The sequence below is a fragment of the Tautonia marina genome (assembly GCF_009177065.1).
Taxonomy (GTDB): domain Bacteria; phylum Planctomycetota; class Planctomycetia; order Isosphaerales; family Isosphaeraceae; genus Tautonia; species Tautonia marina.
The window spans coordinates 11,967-33,975 of sequence record NZ_WEZF01000031.1; the positions used below are offsets into that span (position 1 = coordinate 11,967).

Sequence of the window (22,009 nt, forward strand, 5' to 3'; positions counted from 1 at the left end):
TCGATGCTGCCCCAGGCGACGCTCCTTCCTCTTCTGTTCCGCTGCCGCCCTCCGGCCTGACGAACGGCACGGCTGAAGCGGCCGGCGGGCCCGTCAACCTGCCAGAGCCGCTTTCCGCCGGGGCGGAAGCCTTCGGCTCTTCGGCTGACCGGTACGCTTCGCCCCGCCCTGAAGCCGCTTCCTTTCCCTGCCGTCAGGCCCCGGAGGGGCCGCTAACGCAAGGAGAAGGAGCAGACGCCATGAACGGCACCGCCACAGTCATCCCACTCGCCAGCGGCGAGAAATCGAAGGCCCGCGACATCCTCGCGGCCATCCATACCCTGAAACGCATCGAGCACGAGCACCGGCCCGCCACACCGGAAGAGAAGGGCATTTTAGCCCGCTTCGGCGGCTTCGGCCCGGTCGCGCTTTCCATCTTTCCCGACCCGGTTACCGGCCGCTACAAGGACGGCTGGCAGGCCATCGGCGAGGAGCTGGAATCGCTGCTTTCGCCGGAAGAATACGCAAGTGCCCGCCGCACCACCTTCAACGCCTTCTACACCTCGCCTGCGGTTATCGGGGCGATGCACGAGGCGATCCGCCGCTTCGGCGTGCCGGAATCGGCCACCATCCTGGAGCCCGGCTGCGGCACCGGCAACTTTCTCACGCAGGCGGCCGCCTCGATGCGCTGCATCGGCGTCGAGCTGGATTCGCTCTCCGGCCGCATCGCCCGTGCAATCCATCCCTCGGCAGAAATCAGGATCGAAAACTTCCGCGATACGAAGCTGCCGGAAGGCAGCATCGACGCCGTCATCGGCAACGTGCCCTTCGCCGATGTGCGCCTCGACTATGGTGGCCAGAAGCTCGCCCTGCACGATTTCTTCTTCGCCAAATCGCTCGATGGCCTGAAGCCCGGCGGCGTGCTCGCGCTGGTGACCAGCCATTACACGCTCGACAAGCAAAACGCTGCCGCCCGCGAGGCACTCGCGGAGAAGGCGGATTTCCTCGGTGCCATCCGGCTGCCGTCGGATGCGTTCAAAAACGAAGGCACGAAAGTCGTGACCGACATCGTGTTCCTTCGCAAGCGTGCCCCCGGCGAGCCGGCCCGGCACGCGGATGCAGGCTGGCTCGAATCCCGGCCGCTTGCCATCGAGGGCGCGAGCGTGCCCGTCAACGCTTACTTTCTGAACCATCCGGAGATGGTGCTCGGCACCTGGAGCCGGAAAGACCGGCTCTATGGCGGTGACGGCTACAGCGTCACCGCAAACGGGCACTTTGAGGAACAGCTGCACGAAGCCATCCGCCGGCTGCCGGAGCAGGCCCCGCACCGGGCCGAAGCCCCTGCCGAATTGACGGTCAAAACGAAGCCTCCGGCCTTCGTTCCGCCGCCACCGGAGCGGCACATTACCGAAGGAAGCTTCTACATCGACGATAACCGCCGCATCTGCCAGGTGGAAAGCGGCGAGGGCCGGCCGGTCACGTACGGCGGCACGGAGCTTCGCTCCGACGGCACGATGACGGGCAGGCGGCTTGCCGCTCTCATCGGCCTCCGCGACAAGGCCCGCCGCGTCCTTCAGAGCCAGAACGAAGGCTGGCCGGAAGCGAACCGCGAGGAAGCACGGCAGGCGCTCAACCTCGCCTACGACCGCTTCGTGCGGGCTTACGGTCCCATCAACAAAACCACCTTCTCTGAAACGAAAGACGGCACCGTCATCCGCCGCATGCCGAACGTGGTGAAATTCCGGGAAGACCCGGACGCCATGCTGGTGATGGCGCTCGAAGATTATGACGAGCTGACCGGCCGGGCTGCGAAAGCGGCCATCATGAGCCGCGATGTTGTCGGCCGCACGCCGCCCATCACGCGGGTTGCCAGCGCCGAGGAGGGGCTGCTCGTTTCGCTCAACCAGAAGGGCACGGTCAGCCTGCCGTTCATCGCTTCGCTCTATGGCAAGCCGGAAGAGGCGGTGATTCAGGAGCTGGGCGATCTCATCTACCGCGATCCGGCAAGCGGTGCATGGGAAACCGCCGATGAGTACCTTTCCGGCAACGTGCGGGCGAAGCTGAAGGCCGCCGAAGCGGCCGGCCCGGAATTCGCCCGGAACCTTGAGGCACTAAAGGAAGTACAGCCGGAGGATTTGCTCCCCGGCGACATCGACGCCAATCCCGGCTCGCCATGGATTCCCGAATCCGACATCCAGGCATTCGCCGCTGAGCTGTTCGGCGTTTCGCCCCCGGCCATCCGCATCGGGCATTTGAAGAAAGACGCGATCTGGAGCGTCGATGCCGATTACGCCGCCACTGCATCGGTCGCCGCCACTTCCGATTACGGCACGCCCAGGGCGAACGGCGTCACCCTGCTGGAGCAGGCGCTCAACCTCAAAACGCCGGTCATCTACGACACCGTGCGCAGCGGCGATAAGGAAGAGCGGGTCGTGAATCAGGAAGACACGCTCGCCGCCCGCGAGAAGCAGGCGAAAATCAAAGAGCGCTTCAAATCCTGGGTCTTCTCCGAGCCTGAGCGCACCGAACGGCTGGTCCGTATCTATAACGATACGTACAACAATCTCAGGCCCCGCCAGTTCGATGGCTCGCACCTCGATTTCCCCGGCCTGAACCAGACCATCCATCTCCGCCCGCACCAGGAAGATGCCGTCTGGAGAGGCATGTCGAGCGGCAACACGCTGCTGGCCCATGCCGTCGGGGCAGGGAAGACGTTCACGATGGCCGCAACCGGCATGAAGATGAAGCAGGCGGGCCTCATCCATAAGCCGATGTACGTGGTGCCGAACCACATGCTGGAGCAGTTCGGCCGCGAGTTCCAGCAGCTCTACCCGAATGCTCACCTGCTGATTGCCGGCAAGGAGGATTTTGCCAAAGACCGCCGGAAGCTACTCACCGCCAAAATCGCCTCCGGCAACTGGGACGGCATCGTGGTCACGCATTCGAGCTTCGAGCGGATCGGCATGTCGAAGGAATACCAGGAGCGGTTCCTGCGCGAGCAAATCGCCGAATACGATGAGCTGCTCTGCGACCGGGCCCGCATGGGCTCTGACCGTGCCCAGCGGAACATCATCAAAACCATCGAGAAGCAGAAAGCCCGCCGCGAGGAGAAGCTGAAATCCCTGCTGGCCGAGGAAAAGAAAGACGACGGGCTCGTCTTCGACGAACTCGGCGTCGATCACGTATTCGTTGATGAAGCCCATTACTTCAAGAATCTCGAAACGCCGACCAAGATGGACCGTGTGGCCGGAATCCAGACCGGCGGCTCTGAGCGTGCCTTCGACCTGTTCATGAAAGCCCGCTACCTTGGCGAGCGGCATCCCGGGCATGGCGTTACGTTTGCCACCGGCACGCCGGTTTCCAACACGATGGTGGAACTCTATACGATGCAGCGGTTCCTCGACCCGGAGGGGCTCGAATCCCGCGGCATCGGGCATTTCGACGGCTGGGCCGCGAATTTCGGCCAGGTGGTCGATTCCATGGAAATCTCGCCCGATGGTGCGAGCCTTCGGGCCCGCAGCCGATTTGCCCGCTTCGTCAATCTGCCGGAGCTTCAATCCATGTTCCGGGCCTTCGCCGACGTGCAGACGGCAGGGATGCTGAACCTGCCGACACCGGCGCTCGAAGGGGGCAAGCCGCATATCGTCGCCTGCCCGATGTCGATGGAGCAGGCAGAAATCCAGACCAGGCTGGTCGAACGCTACGAGCGTATCCGGAAAGAAAAGGTCGATCCGAGGGAAGATAATGCCCTTGCGATTACCACCGACGGCCGCAAGCTCGCGCTCGACGCAAGGCTGGTATCCCCGGAAGCGGCCGACCATCCGGATTCGAAGGTGAACGCCCTTGCCGATAACGTGGCTTCCATCTGGCAGCGAACGCAGCCGACACGCGGCACGCAGCTCATCTTCTGCGACATGGGCGTGAACCCGACCGCATGGGGCTACTCCGTCTATGACGACATAAGGGCAAAGCTCGAAGCCCGCGGCATTCCGCGTTCAGAAATCGCTTCCATCGGCGACGCCGATTCGGATGCGAAGAAGCAGGCCCTGTTCGACAAGGTACGCAGCGGCACCGTCCGGGTGCTGCTCGGCAGCACGCAGAAAATGGGCACCGGCACCAACGTGCAGAAGCGGCTGGCCGCACTCCATCACGTCGATGCGCCGTGGAAACCGGCCGAAGTCGAGCAGCGGGAAGGGCGCATCCTCCGCCAGGGCAATACGAATCCGGAAGTCGCCATCTACCGCTACGTGACCGAAGGTTCCTTCGACGCTTATATGTGGCAGGCACTGGAAACCAAGGCGAAATTTATCGGGCAGGTGATGACGGGCGACATCACCGCCCGCTCGGCCGACGACATCGGCGGCCAGGAGCTGTCCTACGCCGAGGTGAAGGCGATTGCCTCCGGCAATCCGGCGGTGCTCACGCTCGCCGAAGCCGATGCCGAGCTGCAACGGCTTTCCATCCTGAAGAAAAACCACGCCGACGAGCAGTACCTTGCCCGCCGGGCCTTACGCGAACTGCCGGAAACCATCGAACGCACGAAGCGCCGCATCGCCGGGCTTACCGCTGACCTTGCCACCGCTGAAGCCCGGGCTGAAGGGGAATACCGGATCGACGGGCGGCTATGCGACCGTTCGGAAGCGTCCGAACGACTTGGGTTCCGCCTCGAAGCCCTGCCGGAGAAGGTGCGGCAGGTGAGCCGCACGCCGCTCGGCCACTGGCGCGGGCTGGAATTCGGCATCGTGCAGCATCCATCCGGTGCGCCGGAAGTCTATCTTCAGGGCCAGGCCACACGGCACCAGCAGCTTTCCCGCGACCATCACGGCCCGAGGGCCGTGCTCGGTGCCATCTCCCGGCTGCTCGGCAGCTACAGGCAGCAGATGGATGCAAACGAACGCGACCTCGCCCTCGCGGAAACCCAGCTTCGCGATTACCAGTCCCGGCTCGGCTCCGCCTTCGAGCATGAAGCCTATCTGAAAGAGCTGGAAGGCTTGCGGGACCAGCTCAAATCGGCGCTCTCTGCTACCACGCCGGAAGCAGGAGGGCCGGAATTGCCTCCGGCGAGCGAGCTGGCTGAGCGCATCAACGCCCTGAAGGCAGCAAACCGTGTCGAGGGTACCGCCGAACGCAGCTCCGCCCACCGCACGAGCAGGGCCGAAGAGCCAGTGACACGCCGTATCCGCCGACGAATCGGCACCGTAGCCGCTCCTGCGGCGGAGCCCGCTGCCGAACCCGCAGAAAACATCGAGCAGCAATCCATCGGGGCCCCGGCGGTGCCGCCGACGGAAATCACGCCAATGGTCGTGCAGGAACTGCCGTTACCACAGACCAGCATGGTCCGGAAACCGACCGTACCGGCCTCGACCAGCTTCCGGCAGCGCGTTACCCGGAGCCAGGGAGCCGGCCAGCAGTTGCGGTTGTTTTAATCATCCTTTTACCTTTGATGCGATAGACTGGAAGGATGGACATACACCACCGCCCTTCTTTCCCCCGTGCAGGATTCACGCTGATCGAGCTGAGCATCGTGCTCGTTATCATCGGGCTGGTCGCGGGCGGGGTGCTCCTGGGTCGCGATTTGATCGAGGCGGCTGAAACCCGCAGCATCATGAGCCAGCTGGAACGTTATGAGGTTGCAGTCAGCACCTTCCGCACGAAATATAACTGCCTACCCGGAGATTGCCCAATCGCAACGCAGCTTGGACTTGGGCCGAATGGTAATGGAAATAAAGGCATTGATGCTGTCTGGGACTACGAAACCGACTATGCTACGTTTCGCGACATCATAGACGGTGGCTCATACCATGTTCAATATTCTGCTGAAGCCAGTAAGTTCTGGGTACACCTTTCCACTTCTGGTCTCATAAAGGAATCCATTCAGAATTGCACGGCAGCTCCATGTACCCCGGGGACACATGCCCCATTACTTGCAAATGGCAGGGGAGGCATAGTCGCGTTCACCTGGAATAATCAAACGCTCTTTCGGACCGGATTTAGTCATGTGAATGGCCAAGCTGCATTTTATGGAATATCCGCGCTGAAGCCCGACCAGGTCATATCCATGTTTACCAAAATTGGCGGAACTTTCCCCTATTATTCTGGAAACAATGACTTTCCCCTGCTCCTGCAGCAGCAAAAATTAAAGCTACTACCACAGGCCGGTGGCGGGGTAGCTAGCGCCAACATCAATCGTACCGCACAGACGACCAACGAAGACGGAAGCAGTTGTGGTTATCGAAACGGTGCATACTGGGATACAAGCCTAAACAATAATTATAGCGGTTACGCATGCAATATTTTCTGGCGCGTGGATACAATGTAACTATTTCCTAATAAAATTGCATTTGTTATTAATTTTTTAGTCATCATCCCTGTTCAAATATCCCGGGGGTGCAGGGGGCAGAGCCCCTGCCGCGCCAGCGGAGTCAGTCGTTCAACTGGGCCCAGACCCAACTGACCGGGTGCAGGGCCTTGCCACGGATTCGCCGCCTGTTGCTTTCCAAAAGGCCGCAGATACCCCATACTAACGTCATCGCTGGCAAACTTTCTGCCGGTTTCCGCAGGCAGGAGCCACCGGAATGGGCAAAGAATCTGCCGGTTTCGGCCTCGGTGCGGAGCTGAGGCAGCACCGGAAAGCGCTCCGGCTCACGCAGGCCGCCGTGGCGAAGGCGGCATCGGTCGCAGAGCGCACGGTACGCGACCTGGAGCAGGGAGGCGGTACGCTCGCTTCTTTCCTGGCGGTGCTGGCCGCCCTGGAGCTGACGGTAGCCGGCCGCAACCTGCCGGGTGGCGCAACGCTCGGCGAGCGGATTGCTACGCTCCGCCGCCGCCGAGGCTACTCGCAGGCATCGCTTGCCCGCACGCTGAACGTCAGCCGGCCCACCGTCCGGGCGCTGGAGCGAGAGAGCACCGGCAGGCTTGCTACGCTGCAGGAAGCGTTCAGCGTGCTCGGGGCAGGGGCTTACCTCGCACCGGCAAACGGCAAGGCCGCCTTTTACAACCACGCCGGCAACGCTTCCGTCCATCACGGCTGGGAAACTCCGTCCGAGCTGCTCGAAGCTCTCTACCGCGTGTTCGGCCGCTTCGACCTCGACCCCTGCGCACCCCGCCGCACTCGCACCGCCGTGAAAGCGGCAGCGCATTTCACCGTCGAGGATGACGGGCTGAATCTGCCGTGGCGCGGCATTGTCTTCCTGAATCCGCCCTATGGGCGCACGCTTTCGGCATGGATAGCCAAAGCCCACGAGGAAGTCAGGAGCGGCCGGGCGAAGACGGTGGTAGCGCTCCTGCCGGCCCGGCCGGACACCAGATACTGGCACGAGCACGTTGCCGGGAAGGCGGTCGTGTATTTCCTGCGGGGGCGGCTCCGCTTCGGCGGTATCGACCAGGCCGCGCCGTTTCCGTCGGCGCTGGTGGTCTGGGGCTCCAATCCGGAGATGCTGGCCGGGCTCGATGCGGCGTTACCGGATGCCTGGCGAGCCGGCTAAAGCCCCGAAAAGCCCAATGAGACATAGAGAATATTATCAGACGCTGGCATAATCATGCTTTCCAGAACGATCCGACCATTCCCCGGCTGACCACCGGTGCCGAATCACCGTTCCCGGCCGGAGCCGCGGCCCATCCATTTGCCGAAGGCGGCAAGGAGCTGGTCCATGCCGAGCTTATCGCCGGCTTCCTCCGGCGTCATCTCCCGCCCGGTCGTGGCAATCAGCGTATCTTCGAGCAGCCAGGCAACCGGCCCTTCTTTCGGGTCCATCTTCACCGTAATCGGCGTGTTGGTCGGCATGCCGATGGCGGAGCAATCGGCTTCAAGGTCGAGTCGCAGCTTCCCGTCCCGCTCCACGCCTGCGGCATAGACGGTGTAGTACGGCTCGCCATGCTGATCGCTCATCACGTCGCGGTTGTCGGCCATGCGCTGGAGCACGGCTTCCACGTACTCATCGAGGCGGGGCAAATCCCAGGGTTGTGGCCGGTCAATCATGAGCTAAAGCCATAGCACCGCTCCAAACCCTGCGCAAGCGATCCATGCTTCCGTCGCCCCGCTACGGCTTGCGAAGGAAGACGCTCCGGTCCTGCGCTTTCTCCCTCTCCACCGGCCGCTGAAGTCAGGCCCGCAGGTGCGAAAGCGGTGCGGCCGACACGACCACTTCCTTTCCGTTCACATCATCAAGCCCCGCAATGTGGCCTTTGAACCCGGCACGCTGAAGCGGGCGGCATGCCGTGTAAGCGAAAAACCGGCTTCCGCCTGCGCGAACCCTCCGGTTTTTCGCTTGCCCGGTGCGCTCTCGCCACGCCTGGACCCGCTTCCTGATTCGTGCCGTAAGGCCCCGGAGCGGGGCCGGTAACGAAATCGGAAAGGAATCCATCATGTCTCAACCCGCACACAAAATCCGCATCGGCGTCCTGCAAGTCACCATCTGGAGAAACCACGGCGAAAACGGCCCCTGGTACAGCGTCGTCCCCAGCCGCAGCTACAAAAACGGCGACGAAACCTGGCAGCAATCCGACAAGCTCCGCTTCGACGATTTGCTGACCATGGCCAAGCTGCTCGACCAGGCCCACTCCTACATCGCCAGCCAGATGAAATCCGACGCGAAGGCCCGCAGGCAGGCAGGCCCGACCGCGAAATGAGCGGGTCGCGGCGGGCAGATCGCCCGCCGCATCCTCTCCCTCATGTGCAACCAGTGAAACGACAAGGAAAATGCTTATGACTTCGAACCTTATCTTTGAATACACCACCGAACAGGCCATTGCCGACGGCATCCTGAACGATGCCTTCGAAGCTGTCAGGCCAAAGCGGCTTACCTTCCCGCTCGGCCGGCTCCTCATCACGACCAGTGCTCTGGAGCAGCTCACGCCGGAAGAGGTGAACGCGGCGCTTGCCCGCCATGCCAGCTGCGACTGGGGCGAGGTGAGCACCAGCGATGCCCGCCAGAACGACAGCGCCATGAAGCACGGCGACCGGGTGCTTTCCGCCTATCCGGGCAAAGCGGGCACATTCTGGATCATCACCGAAGCCGACCGTTCGGCGACCACCATCCTCATGCCCGACGATTACTGAGCTGACCAACTTACGGGCGGGCCGGAAGCCCGCCCATAACCTGAAAGGAATCAGATTATGACAACGCAACAAACCATTACGTACAAAGTCTGGATCGACATTGAAGAGTACAACGAGGAAACCGGGCAAGGCGTGGAAACCGACGCGCCCGGCGGGGCGCTTGCTGCGTTCGACACCTGCGAGGAAGCCTGGGCATATGCGGCGCATGTCACCCAACTCGCCTGCGGCGAAATCGAGCAGGAGCGCATCTGCAAGGCCGCTCCGAAGCTGCTGTCTGTGCTGGAACGAGCGGAGTTCCTGATGCGCCGGATAAGCGAAGGCGACCATCATGCCCTCGAAAACCTGGGTGACGCCGCCGAACAGGCCCGCGCCGCTATCGCCGATGCAACGGCGGCCGGCATCAGGCCGAAACTTCCCGACCACTCTACCTGCTTCGCGTTCACGCACGAACCGGAGAAAGACCCTGATCGAGCCTGCGTCCATGTCGAGGGCGGGTATGGTATCGCCATCATCCGCAACCCGGAAGGGCTCATCATCGACGTGTATCCGAACGACTGGATGGAGCCCATCGAAACGCTGACCGTCTGGAATGACGACGTTGCAGTGGCAGAATCCGACGATGACGCAGCATAAGGAGCAACGAGCATGGAAGCCATCGAAACCAGAACCGTCGAAGCCGGCGGCCGCACATACCGCATCAGCGTTTTCCCTGACAGCGATGCCGAATGCCCGAGCGAATGGGAGGGCTGGCGGCTCGTCTCGTTCAGCCACCGGCACCGCTCCTACGAAGCGCCTGAGCGCTATTGCAAGGGACTCGATGAAGCGGGTAACCCGCTACCGGCCCATATCGGCCTGAGCCGGAAGCTCGATACCGGCACGGCCTTCTGGCTCAGCTACTACGAGCACGGGCTCTGCCGCTGGTCGCTGACGGGCGAGGGACCGAGCTGCCGCTGGGACAGCACCCGGGTGGCCGGCATCCTGCTCTGGGAGCGGCCGCCGCCTGAGCTTCCCTCCGGCTACCAGCCGCGTGAAGCGGATGCCCGCCGTTTCCTCGAGGCCTACACCGACTGGGCCAACGGCCAGGTCTATGGCTACGACATCGAGATTCTCACCAGCTGCACCTGCTGCGGAAGCGAGCAGGCCGAACTGGTGGAGAGCTGCTTCGGCTTCTACGGGCTGGAAACCGCCCTAAGCGAAGCCGAAGCCCAACTTCAACCTTCATCCAAGGAGTAATTCCCATGAAACCATTCGACAACTACGAAATCTCCGGCTGCCAGCGCCTCGATGATGCTGGCACACCCGACCCGTATGGCAGCATCACCGTCACCTGCGACGACGATGAGGCGGAATTCTGGACGCTCTACGGCCATGTCCAGGGCGAGCGCGTGGAAGCCCTCGGCGATTACTCCAGCCGCGAAGCGGCGGAAGAGGTGTACCAGTGCATCACCGGCCAGCCGTTCCCAAACCTCTATGAATGCGACCCACATATCCGCCGCATGCACCTTGCCGCCGAAGCGTTCGCGTTGCTGGAGCGTGCCGCCAGCGAACTCGAAATCTGGCAGCTCGGCTGCGGGCCGGAAGGCGATCCTGACACGCAGGCGATTCTCAGCGATGTACGGGCACTCTTCGCCATGGCCGACGGCACCGGCGAAGCGGTGCCGCCATCGCCGCGGGAAATCGCGGTCAGCTGGGCTATCGAGGATGTGCAGGAAATCCGCCCGGATTTGAGCGACGCTCAGGCGTGCCAGGTCCTGCAATGGGCGAAGCACCATCACGACGCGACCATCGGAATCAACCGGGAGGTGCTCGCCTGCCATGCCGAGCATCTCTTCGGCGATGCCCCGGCGGCGAACGGCGGAGCAGCGCCCGCATCCATCAACCTGAACACCATGGAGGAAACACAACCATGACCCAGCAATTTACCTACGAAATCATGCTGAACGTGGAACGCGAAGGCTTGCTGACCATTCCCATCGCTGGTTTCCGCGTGCAGGGATGGCTCGACACCGACCGCGACTTCGCCGAACAACTTGAAGAGCGTATCGCGGAACATTTGAGGCGGATCGTACCGAAGCTGGAGAAGGCGCGGCCAGTTGCCCGGGAATAAAGGCTCTCCGGAATCTCAGCCGTCTGCCTTCCGGAAGGTGATGCTCCGGATGACCGTGGCCGCATCGTCTTCCGCCGGCTGATTCGCCGGTTGCTCCCATACCCAGTAAATCGCCATCCGGCCGAGGGCCGCGCAGAGCGGAATAAGGTTCCGGCCCTCGATGACGGCTTCCGTCACTTCGCTGCCGCTGAACCGCACGATGAGCTTCGGGCCTGAGCCCGGCCGCTCGCCCTCGGCCATCCAGACCCGCTCCAGGCCGTGATAGAGGAAGCCGACCGGCAGCATGTTCTTCGGCAGGAAGAACAGGCAGGCCACCGGGCGGCTGGAAAGCCGCGAATACGCCCGGTAGGGATCGCCCGCCACCGGCAGCGGCGGATGGTCGTCGTTAACCGCCGGTGCCGCCTCCGGCGCTACCGGCTCCGGCCTTTCGGGCTCAGAGCGTGCCGCACCAGCTTTGCGGTCGATCATGTCGAGGATGCTGAATTTCTCTGCCATCCGCTCATCGGCCATGGCCGTGCTCCTGTTGCTGTGATCTCAGACGTTCGGCGTGCGTGAATCCTTCCGGCCGGTAGCCGCCCACAGGCGAACGGTCTGCCGGCGAAGCTTCCGTGCCGTTGCGGGAAAACGCCCGGCTCCATGCCGCACGCATGGTGTCGAACAGGCGGAGCTTCCGCCTGCGGGCCAGATGCCGCTGCCGCCGCTCCTGCTCCTCCCTTGCCGGATCGGGCTTCGCCGCCGGCATCAAATCGAGGGCGAGCCGCTTCAGGCTCGATTTCTGGATACGCTCGCGCACCGCCTCCTTATCGTCGGTAAAGAGCGAAAGCTGCTGCTTCGCCCTGGTCGCGCTCACATACATCTGCTCCATGCTGGTCGCCGGCAGCGACATGGACGACATGCCGAGAATCACCCGCTTCACGGTGCGCCCTTGCGAGCCCATCGAGGTTTCGACGTAGCCGTGCCGCAGATGGCCGGCATCCCGGCTCACTTTCCAGCCGTTTTCAAGGACGATGTTGCCTTTGCGGTCGAACCCGCTTACCACCTGCGTATCGCCGTTTTTGAGCCGGTGTTTGCCGTCCAGGCTCTTTACCGTGCCCGTAAACCGCACGACATCGCCGGTGCTTAAGGAAAGCGTCTCCGGCCGGTAGAGGCTGAACCGCTCCGCCTGTGACACCGGCACCGAGTTCGGATCGGTAACAACGAGCCGCTCGCCTTTACGGAAGCCTTTCGCGTTCTGGTGGAACTGAATCACATCGCCGGGCCGGTAGGTGCTGCTTTCCGAGCGTTCGGCCAGCGAGGTCATCACCGGCATCAGCCGAAGAACTTCCCGCTCTTCGGAGCCGAGCCGGCCCTTTTCCCGAAGCCGGCTGCGGATTTCGGCGGTCATCAGGTTTGCTTCCGCGTGGGTCGGCGCAACGGCGAGCACGCGGGCCTGCGGCGGCAGGTGTTCGAATTCTTCTGCAGCGGCCACGTATTCCTCTGCCATGCGCTGCACCCGCTCTTCGCCGTTTGCCATCTCATGCACCCAGCCGAGCCGGTCGAGCGCATCAAAGCCCTCCGCCGCCTTGCCCTCGTAGAGCAGCCCGGCCGCTTCCCGGTATTCCGGGCTTTCCTGACGGAGAATCTCCGTCAGCCGGAAGGGCCGGATATGCCCGTAGTCCTTCAGCAGCCGCATGAAGGCACCGCGGCCGATGGAGCCGTGTTGGCGCGGATCGCCAACAACGATGAGCTTCAGGTTCTGCCGCTTCACCACCTCCATCAGCTTCACGGCATCGGCGTGCGAGAGCATCGAGCTTTCATCGACGACGACGCGGCCGTTCTGTGCTGCCGCCTGCATCTTTTCGTCGAGCAGGAAGCGGGCGAGCGTGTCGGCTTCGAAGCCTTCCTGATTCAGCACCTTCACCGAGGTAGCCGTGGTGCCGAGCCAGGTGACGGCCTGGCCCTGAAGCGCTGCCCCTTCCGCAAATTTCTTCAGCAGCGACGATTTCCCGGCACCGGCCGGCCCCTCGATCAGGTTGACGCGGTTTTCGCTTGTAAGCAGGCCGGTCACCGCTTCCCACTGGCCGCGGTTCAGGTACTCGCGCTCAAGCCCCCCGGATACGCCAATCGGGGCCACCGCTCCCCTGCCGGCCATGGCCCAATCTGCCATTCCCCGCTCTTCGGCGAGCAGCTCTGGCGTGGTCGCCACCCGCTCGCCATCGCGCTCCACGAGGATGACGCCCTGCCGCTTCAGCTCCCGTTCGATGTCTTCCGGCGACGCCGCGCCTAAGCTCCGCTCCAGCGCCGTCGTCATCAGCGTCTCCGGCGGCAGGGTCGATTCCTGCTCGAAATGGTGCCGCATCGCAAACGCCACCGCCCGCTCAGGCGTGTTTTCCGGGCGGCCGTTCTCGCCACGCATCGCCCGTTTGATGGTCTCGGCGATGGCCCGACGCTCAGCCCCGGTTTGCCGGCTCCGCCAGTATTCGCGGCACTCTTCGAGCGTCAAATCATCACGCTTGGTCTGTCGCGAGGTTGCGGCGAGCCGGTCGCGGGCCACGGTGCTTAAGGAGTCCGGAGCGGTCGCATCCAGCTCCCTGTTCTCAGCGACGATGGCCGCTTCCGTCGCGTCGATATCCCGCGTGCGGCGGGACGATTTCTCAAGCGCCGACTGCCAGTCCGGTTCGAACGACGGAGCCGGCCGGATGTCCCACGAGTAATAGCGGCTGCCGCCCTGTTCGCTGTTTTGCCACTTCGTCTCAATCTCGTAGCCGAGGCCGCTCAGCTTCTTCGCAAGAATCGCATCGAAGCTCCGGTCGAAGAATTTCCGCAAATCCATCAGCGGCCGGAATTTCACCGCCTTCCAGCGGCCTTCGGCATCGTCGAAGGTCAGGTTGAGCACGACGCCGTGGATATGCCGGTCTTCATCCGGCATCACCCGCCATGGATGGTCTTCCGGCAGCGATTCATCGACAGTGGGGCGGGTTTCGGCATGCTCGACGGCGTAGGCCACCAGATTGCCGGTAATGCGGTCCTCGTGCTTTCCATCCACGCGCACCCGGGTTGTTGCGTATCCCTCCAGCATGGCGAGCGCCTCGCGGAAGGATTCCCATAAGGCTTCGTGCACGCGCACATCGCCGCCCTCGATGGCGTGCGTCACGCCTTTGGGCACGCTCGCGGTCACATCCCAGGCCGGGATACGGTTGTCGCGCAGACGGGCGGTAAGCTGCTCGCCCGTGAACGGGTCGAGCCCGTGCAGCATGTTGCGGAACTGGTCGAATTCCGGCGGGCCTTCAAGCCCGAGCATCGCGGCACCGCGGCCGGCCCATTCGGCGTGCAGGCCATGCTCGCCATGGTAGTAGCCGCCGTCGCTCCGGGCGTAGTACAGCTCCGCCCGGCGTGCCGCCTCTTTACCCGTTCCGACCGGCTTCATTCGCAACATGGGCGATGCCCCCGCCTTTACCAAATCCAGGGGCATCCTAACGGCGAAAACCACCAAATCAAGCAGTAGTTGTGTGAAAGTGCTTTCACCATGACCGTAGCAGTCTGATGCCCTAGCGGTAAACCTCTAGGAAAACCGCGGGGTTTTCACGGTGAAACCGCTTTCGCGGCGAGGGCAGCAGATGCACGTCTTAGTTGAATGACTGGTACAGTAACGGTTTAAGGACTGGGCATACCCGGAAGGGTAAACGCCGCTCCGGCGATTGACCGGCCCTGAATACCGGAGTATCGCTTTAGGCATGTTCGACGCAGCCAACGACAACGAAGACGAAGAAACCGGGCCTTCCCGGGCGCAGCCGCCGCTTTACGTGCTCCGCGTCCCGGAAACCTGCCCGAACTGCGGCTCCGCCACCGGCGTCTGCACGCTCGCCGCTTCCGGCCTCTACGACGCCAGCGACGGCGATTTCTTCGACCGCTTCATCGTGCTCACCCATGCCGCGGAAGTGCCGGAGCAGCTGCTCGCGCTGCTGCGGGCCCGCTTCCCAAACTGGTATCCGGACCGCGAGGAGGGAAGCGGCACCGCCTATCTGATGAATCACTGCGAATGCGGCAGCCGGCTCACGGACGATGACATCCACGCCGAGCCCGGCGCGGCCTTTCACCCGACCAGCCCCGACGCATGCCGGAACATCTCGCTGTATCGCCTGCCCATCGGCGAGGAGCTGCCGCTCGTCTGCAGCTGGACCATCGGCGTCGGCGAATGGCTCGACCCGGCCAGGGCGGCCGACTGGCAGGCAGGCGATGCAGGAGCTTGATTTCAGCGACTCGCAGCTTCCGCCGGAGGAACTCGCCGAATACCGCCGGCACTACCGCAGCGAAGAGCAGGATGAGCAGGCCCGCATCGACGCGAAGCTCGCCCGGGTAAAGCTTTGCATGGGCATGGAAGAGCATTTCCGGCCGGGGCTCAGCCTGAAGGCGATGCCGCTGCCGCTCCTCGTGCTTCGGGAATAAACGACCAAACGACGGGAGGATACTGATTCAGCACCGCCTGAGGCGTCAAGAGCTTAGTCAACTACCTTAATGCCCTTTGGCCGCTTGATTTCTTCAGGTAGGTGATCCGCCGGAAGCACACGCTGATAGGAGCCAGTAGTCTGCACCATGACGCGCTGGCCTTTCTCCAGTACCTTGTCTTCGGAGTTTAGATTCTGGGCTACCGTCATCGCTTTGCCCTGCTCAGTCACTACTGTGTACTCAATTCCCTTCGAGTCGGCCGCCGCTTGTTCTGCCGCTGCACCAATGATTGCCCCTGCAAGCGCTCCACCGGCAGCTGCCCAAATCTGCCCGCTGCCGTCACCAACGTAGGCACCGGCCCCACCTCCGGCTAGCGCACCTGCGGTAGCTCCTGCCCCGGTGTTGCGACCGGTGATATCGATTTCCCGAACATCGACGATGGTGCCGAAATCGACCAGCACCGACTGGCCAACCTCGTTATATCGGTACTGATTTTGACCCTGCTGCTTGGCACATCCGGCCAGTGAAATGGCAACCAAAAGTACTACAACGTAACGCATAATAAATCCTTACCTAATATCTGCTTCTGTTTTTCGGGCCAGCGACTGTGCGATATGGGCAATGTTTTCACCGAAAGCACCACCGGCTGCCTCATATATCACCATCGTCGAGTTCGCACCAAAGAGGGGATATTCCGACGTATGCGGTACAACCACAAGCTCACGATAGACCGGATCGCCGGACTTCGCTTCGACCAGCGTATATTCCACGGCACAGCCTGTTTCGCAGCTTCCGAACATACAGCTTGGCATCTGAAAATCTTTGATGTCACTCAGGAGATGATACTCAGCATCGCTGGCATTCTGGTTTAGTAGGCCCGCTGCGTTGAACCCACGCTGCAAGGCAAATGGGAGATTGTTGAAAAACGGGTCGTCTTCCTGCCATTCGAGGCTTCGGATCACGTCTCCTATCGCAAGTTTTCCTTTGAGATAATAATTTCCGTCAACCTGTTTGAAGGATTGCTCCCTCGGTTCCATCATATGAGCAGGGATGGGGTTATTAGTACAGGCCGCCAGGGCAAGCAAACAGAGGGGAATCAGTTTTTTCAGCATCGCGTTCTCCCGACTTACATCCCGCCTAAGCTACATGCACTACTATTTATTGGCAACTTTTAATATTTCGGATTTCATCGACTAAGTTTCGACGTTCGAGCTGCCTGGCCGCAATGCGGCAGCATCCCGCAGGGCCGGCACTGCGCAGGCTTCGGAAATACCCTGGCTGGCGTAGCCAGATCCTGCCGTATGGCCCTGATCTGCTCGGCCATGCCAAGTACCTGAGCCCGAAGTGCCTCCGTGTTCTCGATGCGGCATCGCGTGCCGTCGCCAAGGACGATGAAGCCGTGCGACGGCCGGCGGCCGAGCCGGTCCTCGATGAGCAGGAAATACACGCCCATCTGAGCCCTGTGCCAGGGCCGAAGCGTTCGGGCGGATTTCCATTCCTCGGGGATGACGCTATCGCCCTGCCGGACAATCCGGTCGGGCCGGCCGGTGAGCCCGAGCCGCTTCGAAGTGAGCGTCACCTGGTCGAGCGAAACCGTGCGGCCTGCCTCAAGCCCGGCTTTCTGCCGCAGCCCTCTGCCGGCCCGCACCAGCAGAAGCCCAATACCGAGCAGGCAGAGGGCAAGCAGAAGCCCGAGCCAGAGGGGAAAGCTCATCGCCACAATGTCCAGAGCAGCACCAGGGCCGCCAGCAGCAGGGCACAGCCAGCCAGCACCCAGCCCAGGCCGATCGACGAGCCGGCGACCGCCTCGACGGCGGCCTTCCGCTTATGGTACCGGGTTCCGGCCTGCATCTCCCGCCGGTTCGCCGGCGGAAGCCTCAGGCCCTCTTGCAGACGCCATTGCTCCGGGCAGTAGGCGAAGCTGGCGATTTCATGGGCAGAGATTAATTCTGTCACAACTTCCGCCACTGTTTAAGTGTAAAGCTCATCCCATTCATCACCCAAAATCCAGCGAATTGCGGAGAGCTTTCCATTTATCATTCCCCATTCAAAATTATCCCAAGGACCGAGGTTTTCCAATCCGTATTTCGCTTCCAATTTTCGAGCTGACTCCAATGCCCCTTCCCAAATATCACGTTGAATCGGCCGCTCTTTACCAGCGATTGAAGGGAATGTTTCTCTTTCAACAAGTTCAATTTCACCTGATTCTATTTTTTCTCGACGAACCATATGACGATTATACCAGACTTTATCGCATAGCTCGCCCTCGGCTTCGATTAGCTCAGAAAGCGATCGTTGCGGCTGCTCCCACTCGCCCAGTTCCGCCATTAGCTCAGAAACTAGATCAGGCCGCACCATACGCAATGCGTCGCCAATGTTAATAAAGTAATTTGAATTTCTCTTGGAAAAGAATTCCGCGATGTCAGGGTGAGCTTCATTGTTGTTGACTGATGTATTACTAAAATCGTTGTGATTGTTGGTCACAAAGGCAAATCGATGCCCAGCCGACTCCTGCCCTTGAACGCATTCACCATAGATTTCGATGATAACGGCATCGCCGGTGCTGTTCTTTTTGCCGTGGAATGGAGCTTTGACCTGCAACGCTCGGTCAATAACACGAGACTTCACCGGCTCGCTTACTTCTAAAATGGCCGCAGTTTTGAATAGTTTTTCAATTCTCGTCATCGATTCGGCGACGGCATCCCCTAGCGTCGGAAGCCGGTGGTCAATGTCGTTGAGTTGCTCCAGCACCTCTCTCTTTGAGCTTGCATCGCCGTACTTGTCCACAGCGTCTTTCACCCGCTTGAACACGCTGGAGAGGCTTTTCCGGCTGTCATCGATGATCCGCTGGCGGTTTCTCTGAAATTCATCGATGACAACGGCAGGCAGAAGGATTCCGACTTCTTGCCGTTTCACAAGCTCCTCCAGAACGCTCAGCAATAGCTGTTGCTGAGGCTCCTTCGCCATGTTCAGCCAGACATCAGTATCTGCCATGATTTTGAACATTATCAGCTCACATTCACGCAGTCTTCGGTGATGAACGCCGCCGCATCCTTGACCGAAGGCGGAAGCCCCGGCCCGACCACCGGCCGCATGCTCTCCTCGCAATCGGCCAGCTCAGCATTCAGGCTGAGCAGGAAGGCAAGCGGATCGTCCTTGGCTTTCATGCCGTAGGCAGCACGGACAGCGCCATCAAGTTTGTCTTGTGCTGCTGTCAGCGGGTTACGACCGGGCACGTCGAGGGTCCGATACAGCTCCCGGAGGCTCCAGCCGTTCTCTTCCATAAGGCGGCTCCGAAGCTGGCGCAGTGCGACGGAAGCAGCGGCCACCTGCTTTACCTGCGTGAGCGAGGGGGATTGGGGCCATGGGAATGTATCAAATACGGTATCCGAAGTGTATCGGAAATCGCCCTTCAGCGTAGAACACCGGGCAACAAACCACGCCCAATGGATGTTCGACTGAAGAATTCCGAATGAATAATCGTCCGCCAGAGAAAACACCTGCAAGGCATCGTTCGGGTGTATCCTCGCGTCGATGAATGAAAATATCGGACGCTTGGTCACCCTGGCGCACCCTATGTAACGCGGAAGAGTCGCCAGGCGATCAATCATCTCGGGGCGGCCTCTCCAGTATTTCCACCAACGCTGATAATGGTTTTGTCGCGGCCCTTTATCTTTGCCTGTCGCCTCCCGCTCTTTCTCGGCATTCTCTTTCATAGTCGGCATGACGTATGTTCTGACGTGCTCAAACGCTTTGCCATGCTTCATTGCGCCAATCAGGTCATCGCAATGGTTAAGATCGATGGCATAGCGGGAGGGTGCCCCATGCGTCAGAAGATCATCGCCAGTCAGGTAAGGATGGATGACATTCTTCGAGGCAGGGTCTTTCGTTAGCTCCTTCGCTGCTTCCTCCGTCAGCAGGAACCCTTCGTTTCCGTGCGTCTGCCCCTGATAACATGCTCCGGAGTCAATGTTGGCTTGCAGCCTTTCAGCCTGCGTTACATCATGCGACGCGGAAAGAGCCGGTCCAATCCGGTCAACCTCGACCACTTCCCACGGGCTGTCTCTGTTATCGCCAATCTGCGTAAAGAGCTTCTTTTTCCCCTCAGCATCGCCCTTCACCCAATTTGCTATGGACACATGAACGACAGCATCGCCCGACCATACCTGACTTGAGACAGCCTCAGTAATCGTTCCGCCATGGCCGACGATGTAATCGAGCCCCCCCTCTCGCGAATAGTTTTGCCGGATGGTATTGGTGCCGACCAGGCCGGCGTGCCCGCCCTTCGGCAGCTCGTCATGCGCCCGGCGAAACCAATAGACGCAGTAATCTGCCCGGCCCGGCACCTCAGGATAACGATCGCGCACCTTTTCTACATATTCGTGGCCGTACTCCTGCTGCATTTTGTTTTTCGACTGATAGGGCGGATTCCCGACGATGGCCTGGGCTTTCGGCCATTTGCAGAACAGTGCGTCCTCGCAGATGATGTTTGCGTCGAGGTTGTCGAGCGGCAGGGCCGCATCGAATTCGATCGGCAGGTCGAGCTGTTCAGAGTCGATCCACGAACGGCTTTCGTCGATGGCCAGCTCCTTGGCGAGCATAAGCGTCACCTTGGCCAGCTCGACGCCGAAGGCGTCTTTCTCGATGCCGAAGAATTGCTTTGTACTCACCTGCGTGCGGGTGCCCACCGCCTGCTGAGCCCGGCGGCCGAACTCGGCATGAATCTTCGCCATCAGGCTCAGTTCCAGCCGAATCAGCTCCCGGTAGGCGACGTAGAGGAAATTTCCGCTGCCGCAGGCCGGATCGAGCACCCGGAAATCCCGCAGCTCTTCGAGTAGCTGCCGCAGGTCCTTCAGCGTCTTCGTGCTCTCGATGCGCTCCCGCCACGGCCGCACGATAGTCGGCAGCACAACCTTCTGGATGTCGGCTTCCGAGGTGAAATGCGCCCCGAAGGCGTGCCGGGCCTGCTTGTCCATGCTGCTCTGGAACAGCGTGCCGAAGATGGGCGGCTGCACTTTGCTCCAGTTTTCTTCAGCCGCCGACTGGAGCAGGGTGATTTCGTCGTTCACCAGCTCGACCGGCTCGACCACCTGAAAGATGCCGCCGTTGAAGTAGCGGACGTTTTTGAACTTGCCGCCCCGGGCCGGCTCAGGGTTGTTCATCTGCCGGAACAGGCCCCCGATCAGGTCGTAGCTGCTCTCGCCGCCGAAGCAGTCGGCGAGCAGCTCGCTGAAGAGCCCGCGTGGCAGAAGCTCGGCATCCTCCGAGAACATGGCGACCACGCATTGCAGGGCGAAGCGCTGGGCCCGCGCCCGCGCCTCGCCACGGCCGACCATCGAGTTAAAGACGCGTGCCACCTTGTCAGCGGCCGCCCGCGTGACATCGACGCGGTTGTTGCCGAATTGCGGCTTCCGGTCCTCGGGAAACAGGAAGTTGAGCGCCGTGTAGCGGTGCGGCAGCTCTTCGAGGGCAATCCGGTCTACCGGGTCGTTGAGCTGGGAATCGAAATCGTAGATCCAGAATTCGTCGAAGTTGCAGAGGATGACGTAGCGGGGCCGCTGGGGCACCAGCTCCAGCCAGTATTCGAACGCCTGCGTGTAGTGCTGCTGGAGCTTCTCGCCGCGTTTCTTCATCTCCATCAGCAGCCGCGGCCGCCAGAGCAGGTCGGCGAATTTCGTGCTCTTGCCCCGGGCCTTGACGCGGAATTCGAGGGTGGCTCCGGCTTCCTTGTATCCGCCGTGTCCGAACGCCTGAAACAGCCGGTCGCAGAAGACCTGGGCCTCGCCTTTCTCATCGCCCCTCAGGGTGCGGGCATAATCGACGAAGGTGCGAATCGGCTCGACGGTCGTGCTCATGGGCGGTATCGGTTCAGGCTAACGGGCATAGAATTCATCGCGGCAGCGTACAAAGCAGGCCCGGGGTTCGCTGCCAAACCCCTGAGCAGACAGGATTTGCGATGATACCGCCGGATTCTCCCGCGGTCAAACCATGCGTGGATCGTAAGCCACAATGCCTGCCCTCCGGGATTCTCCCGGCATGAGCCTGCATCGTAACTCCGGCAGTATTGGCAATTTAGACCGGCTGTGTTAATCTGAAGGCAGGTTAGAGGACCATTGCCATGAATGTTCATATTACTGAAAACTCGGAAAACATCATCCGCTCCAAAGTGCAGAGCGGCCGCTATTCGTCCGCCGAGGAGGTGATCGAGCGAGCCTTGCGGCTGCTTGAGGAGCAGGACAAGGCATCATCGCCTGAGAGCGGAGCACCGCTCACGGAAGACCAGAAGGCCAGCCTCGATGCCCAGCGCCGCCTGAAGGAAGCAGGATTGCTGAGCGAAATCCGGCTCCCCATTACCGATCTCACGCCCTACGCCAGCCGGAGAGCCGTCCCCATCCAGGGCGAGCCCCTCTCCGAAACCGTCATCCGCGAGCGCCGCTGAC

21 protein-coding genes are annotated in these 22,009 nt (G+C 61.5%); 12 read left to right on the forward strand and 9 right to left on the reverse strand.

Annotated elements, in window-relative coordinates; genetic code table 11:
- Positions 1 to 239 precede the first annotated feature (239 nt).
- From GA615_RS25600 to GA615_RS25610, 3 genes are all read left to right on the forward strand, one after another.
- The gene (locus GA615_RS25600) at positions 240 to 5,405 is read left to right on the forward strand and encodes a DEAD/DEAH box helicase family protein (RefSeq protein ID WP_201750319.1); all 5,166 of its coding nucleotides are present in this window, start codon (positions 240 to 242) and stop codon (positions 5,403 to 5,405) included.
- A gap of 35 nt (positions 5,406 to 5,440) precedes the next feature.
- Positions 5,441 to 6,298, forward strand: coding sequence for a type II secretion system protein (locus GA615_RS25605; protein ID WP_152054195.1), 858 nt, complete (start codon positions 5,441 to 5,443; stop codon positions 6,296 to 6,298).
- Positions 6,299 to 6,554: 256 nt separating this feature from the next.
- Positions 6,555 to 7,463, forward strand: a complete 909-nt coding sequence (locus GA615_RS25610) for a DNA N-6-adenine-methyltransferase (RefSeq protein ID WP_152054196.1) — start codon at positions 6,555 to 6,557, stop codon at positions 7,461 to 7,463.
- A 104-nt stretch (positions 7,464 to 7,567) separates the two neighbouring features.
- Here the strand turns inward: GA615_RS25610 and GA615_RS25615 are convergent, their stop codons facing one another.
- Entirely contained in the window at positions 7,568 to 7,957 is a 390-nt protein-coding gene (locus GA615_RS25615; RefSeq protein ID WP_152054197.1) for a hypothetical protein, read from the reverse strand.
- 386 nt (positions 7,958 to 8,343) lie between these two features.
- Here GA615_RS25615 and GA615_RS25620 point away from each other — a divergent pair, with 386 nt between their 5' ends.
- The 6 genes from GA615_RS25620 to GA615_RS25645 all read left to right on the forward strand — a co-directional run bounded on the left by GA615_RS25620 (position 8,344) and on the right by GA615_RS25645 (position 11,144).
- Positions 8,344 to 8,607 carry a hypothetical protein gene (locus GA615_RS25620; RefSeq protein ID WP_152054198.1) on the forward strand — a complete coding sequence of 88 codons (264 nt, stop codon included), beginning with the start codon at positions 8,344 to 8,346 and terminating at the stop codon, positions 8,605 to 8,607.
- A 76-nt stretch (positions 8,608 to 8,683) separates the two neighbouring features.
- Positions 8,684 to 9,037, forward strand: a complete 354-nt coding sequence (locus GA615_RS25625) for a hypothetical protein (protein WP_235905678.1) — start codon at positions 8,684 to 8,686, stop codon at positions 9,035 to 9,037.
- Between the two features lie 57 nt (positions 9,038 to 9,094).
- Positions 9,095 to 9,670 (forward strand): hypothetical protein, encoded by a 576-nt coding sequence (locus tag GA615_RS25630; protein ID WP_152054199.1) that lies wholly within the window; start codon positions 9,095 to 9,097, stop codon positions 9,668 to 9,670.
- A 12-nt stretch (positions 9,671 to 9,682) separates the two neighbouring features.
- Complete coding sequence (locus tag GA615_RS25635) at positions 9,683 to 10,270, forward strand: hypothetical protein (RefSeq protein ID WP_152054200.1); 588 nt, start codon at positions 9,683 to 9,685, stop codon at positions 10,268 to 10,270.
- A gap of 5 nt (positions 10,271 to 10,275) precedes the next feature.
- Entirely contained in the window at positions 10,276 to 10,947 is a 672-nt protein-coding gene (locus tag GA615_RS27930; RefSeq protein ID WP_201750320.1) for a hypothetical protein, read from the forward strand.
- Entirely contained in the window at positions 10,944 to 11,144 is a 201-nt protein-coding gene (locus tag GA615_RS25645) for a hypothetical protein (protein WP_152054201.1), read from the forward strand. The genes GA615_RS27930 and GA615_RS25645 overlap by 4 nt, the downstream gene beginning before the upstream one ends.
- A gap of 15 nt (positions 11,145 to 11,159) precedes the next feature.
- On the opposite strand, the gene GA615_RS25650 is transcribed toward GA615_RS25645, so the two are convergent.
- The gene (locus tag GA615_RS25650; RefSeq protein ID WP_152054202.1) at positions 11,160 to 11,654 is read right to left on the reverse strand and encodes a hypothetical protein; all 495 of its coding nucleotides are present in this window, start codon (positions 11,652 to 11,654) and stop codon (positions 11,160 to 11,162) included.
- Positions 11,644 to 14,559 (reverse strand): MobF family relaxase, encoded by a 2,916-nt coding sequence (gene mobF / locus GA615_RS25655; protein ID WP_152054203.1) that lies wholly within the window; start codon positions 14,557 to 14,559, stop codon positions 11,644 to 11,646. The genes GA615_RS25650 and mobF overlap by 11 nt, the downstream gene beginning before the upstream one ends.
- 298 nt (positions 14,560 to 14,857) lie before the next feature.
- Between mobF and GA615_RS25660 the strand changes: the two genes are divergently transcribed.
- Complete coding sequence (locus GA615_RS25660; protein ID WP_152054204.1) at positions 14,858 to 15,373, forward strand: hypothetical protein; 516 nt, start codon at positions 14,858 to 14,860, stop codon at positions 15,371 to 15,373.
- The gene (locus GA615_RS25665; protein ID WP_152054205.1) at positions 15,360 to 15,569 is read left to right on the forward strand and encodes a hypothetical protein; all 210 of its coding nucleotides are present in this window, start codon (positions 15,360 to 15,362) and stop codon (positions 15,567 to 15,569) included. The genes GA615_RS25660 and GA615_RS25665 overlap by 14 nt, the downstream gene beginning before the upstream one ends.
- Positions 15,570 to 15,622: 53 nt before the next feature.
- Here the strand turns inward: GA615_RS25665 and GA615_RS25670 are convergent, their stop codons facing one another.
- From GA615_RS25670 to GA615_RS25695, 6 genes are all read right to left on the reverse strand, one after another.
- Entirely contained in the window at positions 15,623 to 16,129 is a 507-nt protein-coding gene (locus GA615_RS25670; protein WP_201750321.1) for a hypothetical protein, read from the reverse strand.
- Positions 16,130 to 16,138: 9 nt separating this feature from the next.
- Positions 16,139 to 16,681, reverse strand: coding sequence for a hypothetical protein (locus GA615_RS25675; RefSeq protein WP_152054206.1), 543 nt, complete (start codon positions 16,679 to 16,681; stop codon positions 16,139 to 16,141).
- A 74-nt stretch (positions 16,682 to 16,755) separates the two neighbouring features.
- Entirely contained in the window at positions 16,756 to 17,283 is a 528-nt protein-coding gene (locus GA615_RS25680) for a CRISPR-associated protein Cas4 (protein ID WP_152054207.1), read from the reverse strand.
- Complete coding sequence (locus tag GA615_RS28335; protein WP_235905679.1) at positions 17,280 to 17,420, reverse strand: hypothetical protein; 141 nt, start codon at positions 17,418 to 17,420, stop codon at positions 17,280 to 17,282. Before GA615_RS28335 ends, GA615_RS25680 begins: the two co-directional genes overlap by 4 nt.
- 120 nt (positions 17,421 to 17,540) lie before the next feature.
- Complete coding sequence (locus GA615_RS25690) at positions 17,541 to 18,575, reverse strand: PIN domain-containing protein (protein ID WP_152054209.1); 1,035 nt, start codon at positions 18,573 to 18,575, stop codon at positions 17,541 to 17,543.
- A gap of 2 nt (positions 18,576 to 18,577) precedes the next feature.
- Positions 18,578 to 21,424, reverse strand: coding sequence for a class I SAM-dependent DNA methyltransferase (locus GA615_RS25695; RefSeq protein ID WP_152054210.1), 2,847 nt, complete (start codon positions 21,422 to 21,424; stop codon positions 18,578 to 18,580).
- A 263-nt stretch (positions 21,425 to 21,687) separates the two neighbouring features.
- On the opposite strand from GA615_RS25695, the gene GA615_RS25700 reads away from it, so the two are divergent.
- On the forward strand, positions 21,688 to 22,008 hold the full coding sequence (locus GA615_RS25700; RefSeq protein WP_152054211.1) for a type II toxin-antitoxin system ParD family antitoxin: 321 nt from the start codon (positions 21,688 to 21,690) through the stop codon (positions 22,006 to 22,008).
- Position 22,009 lies beyond the last annotated feature (1 nt).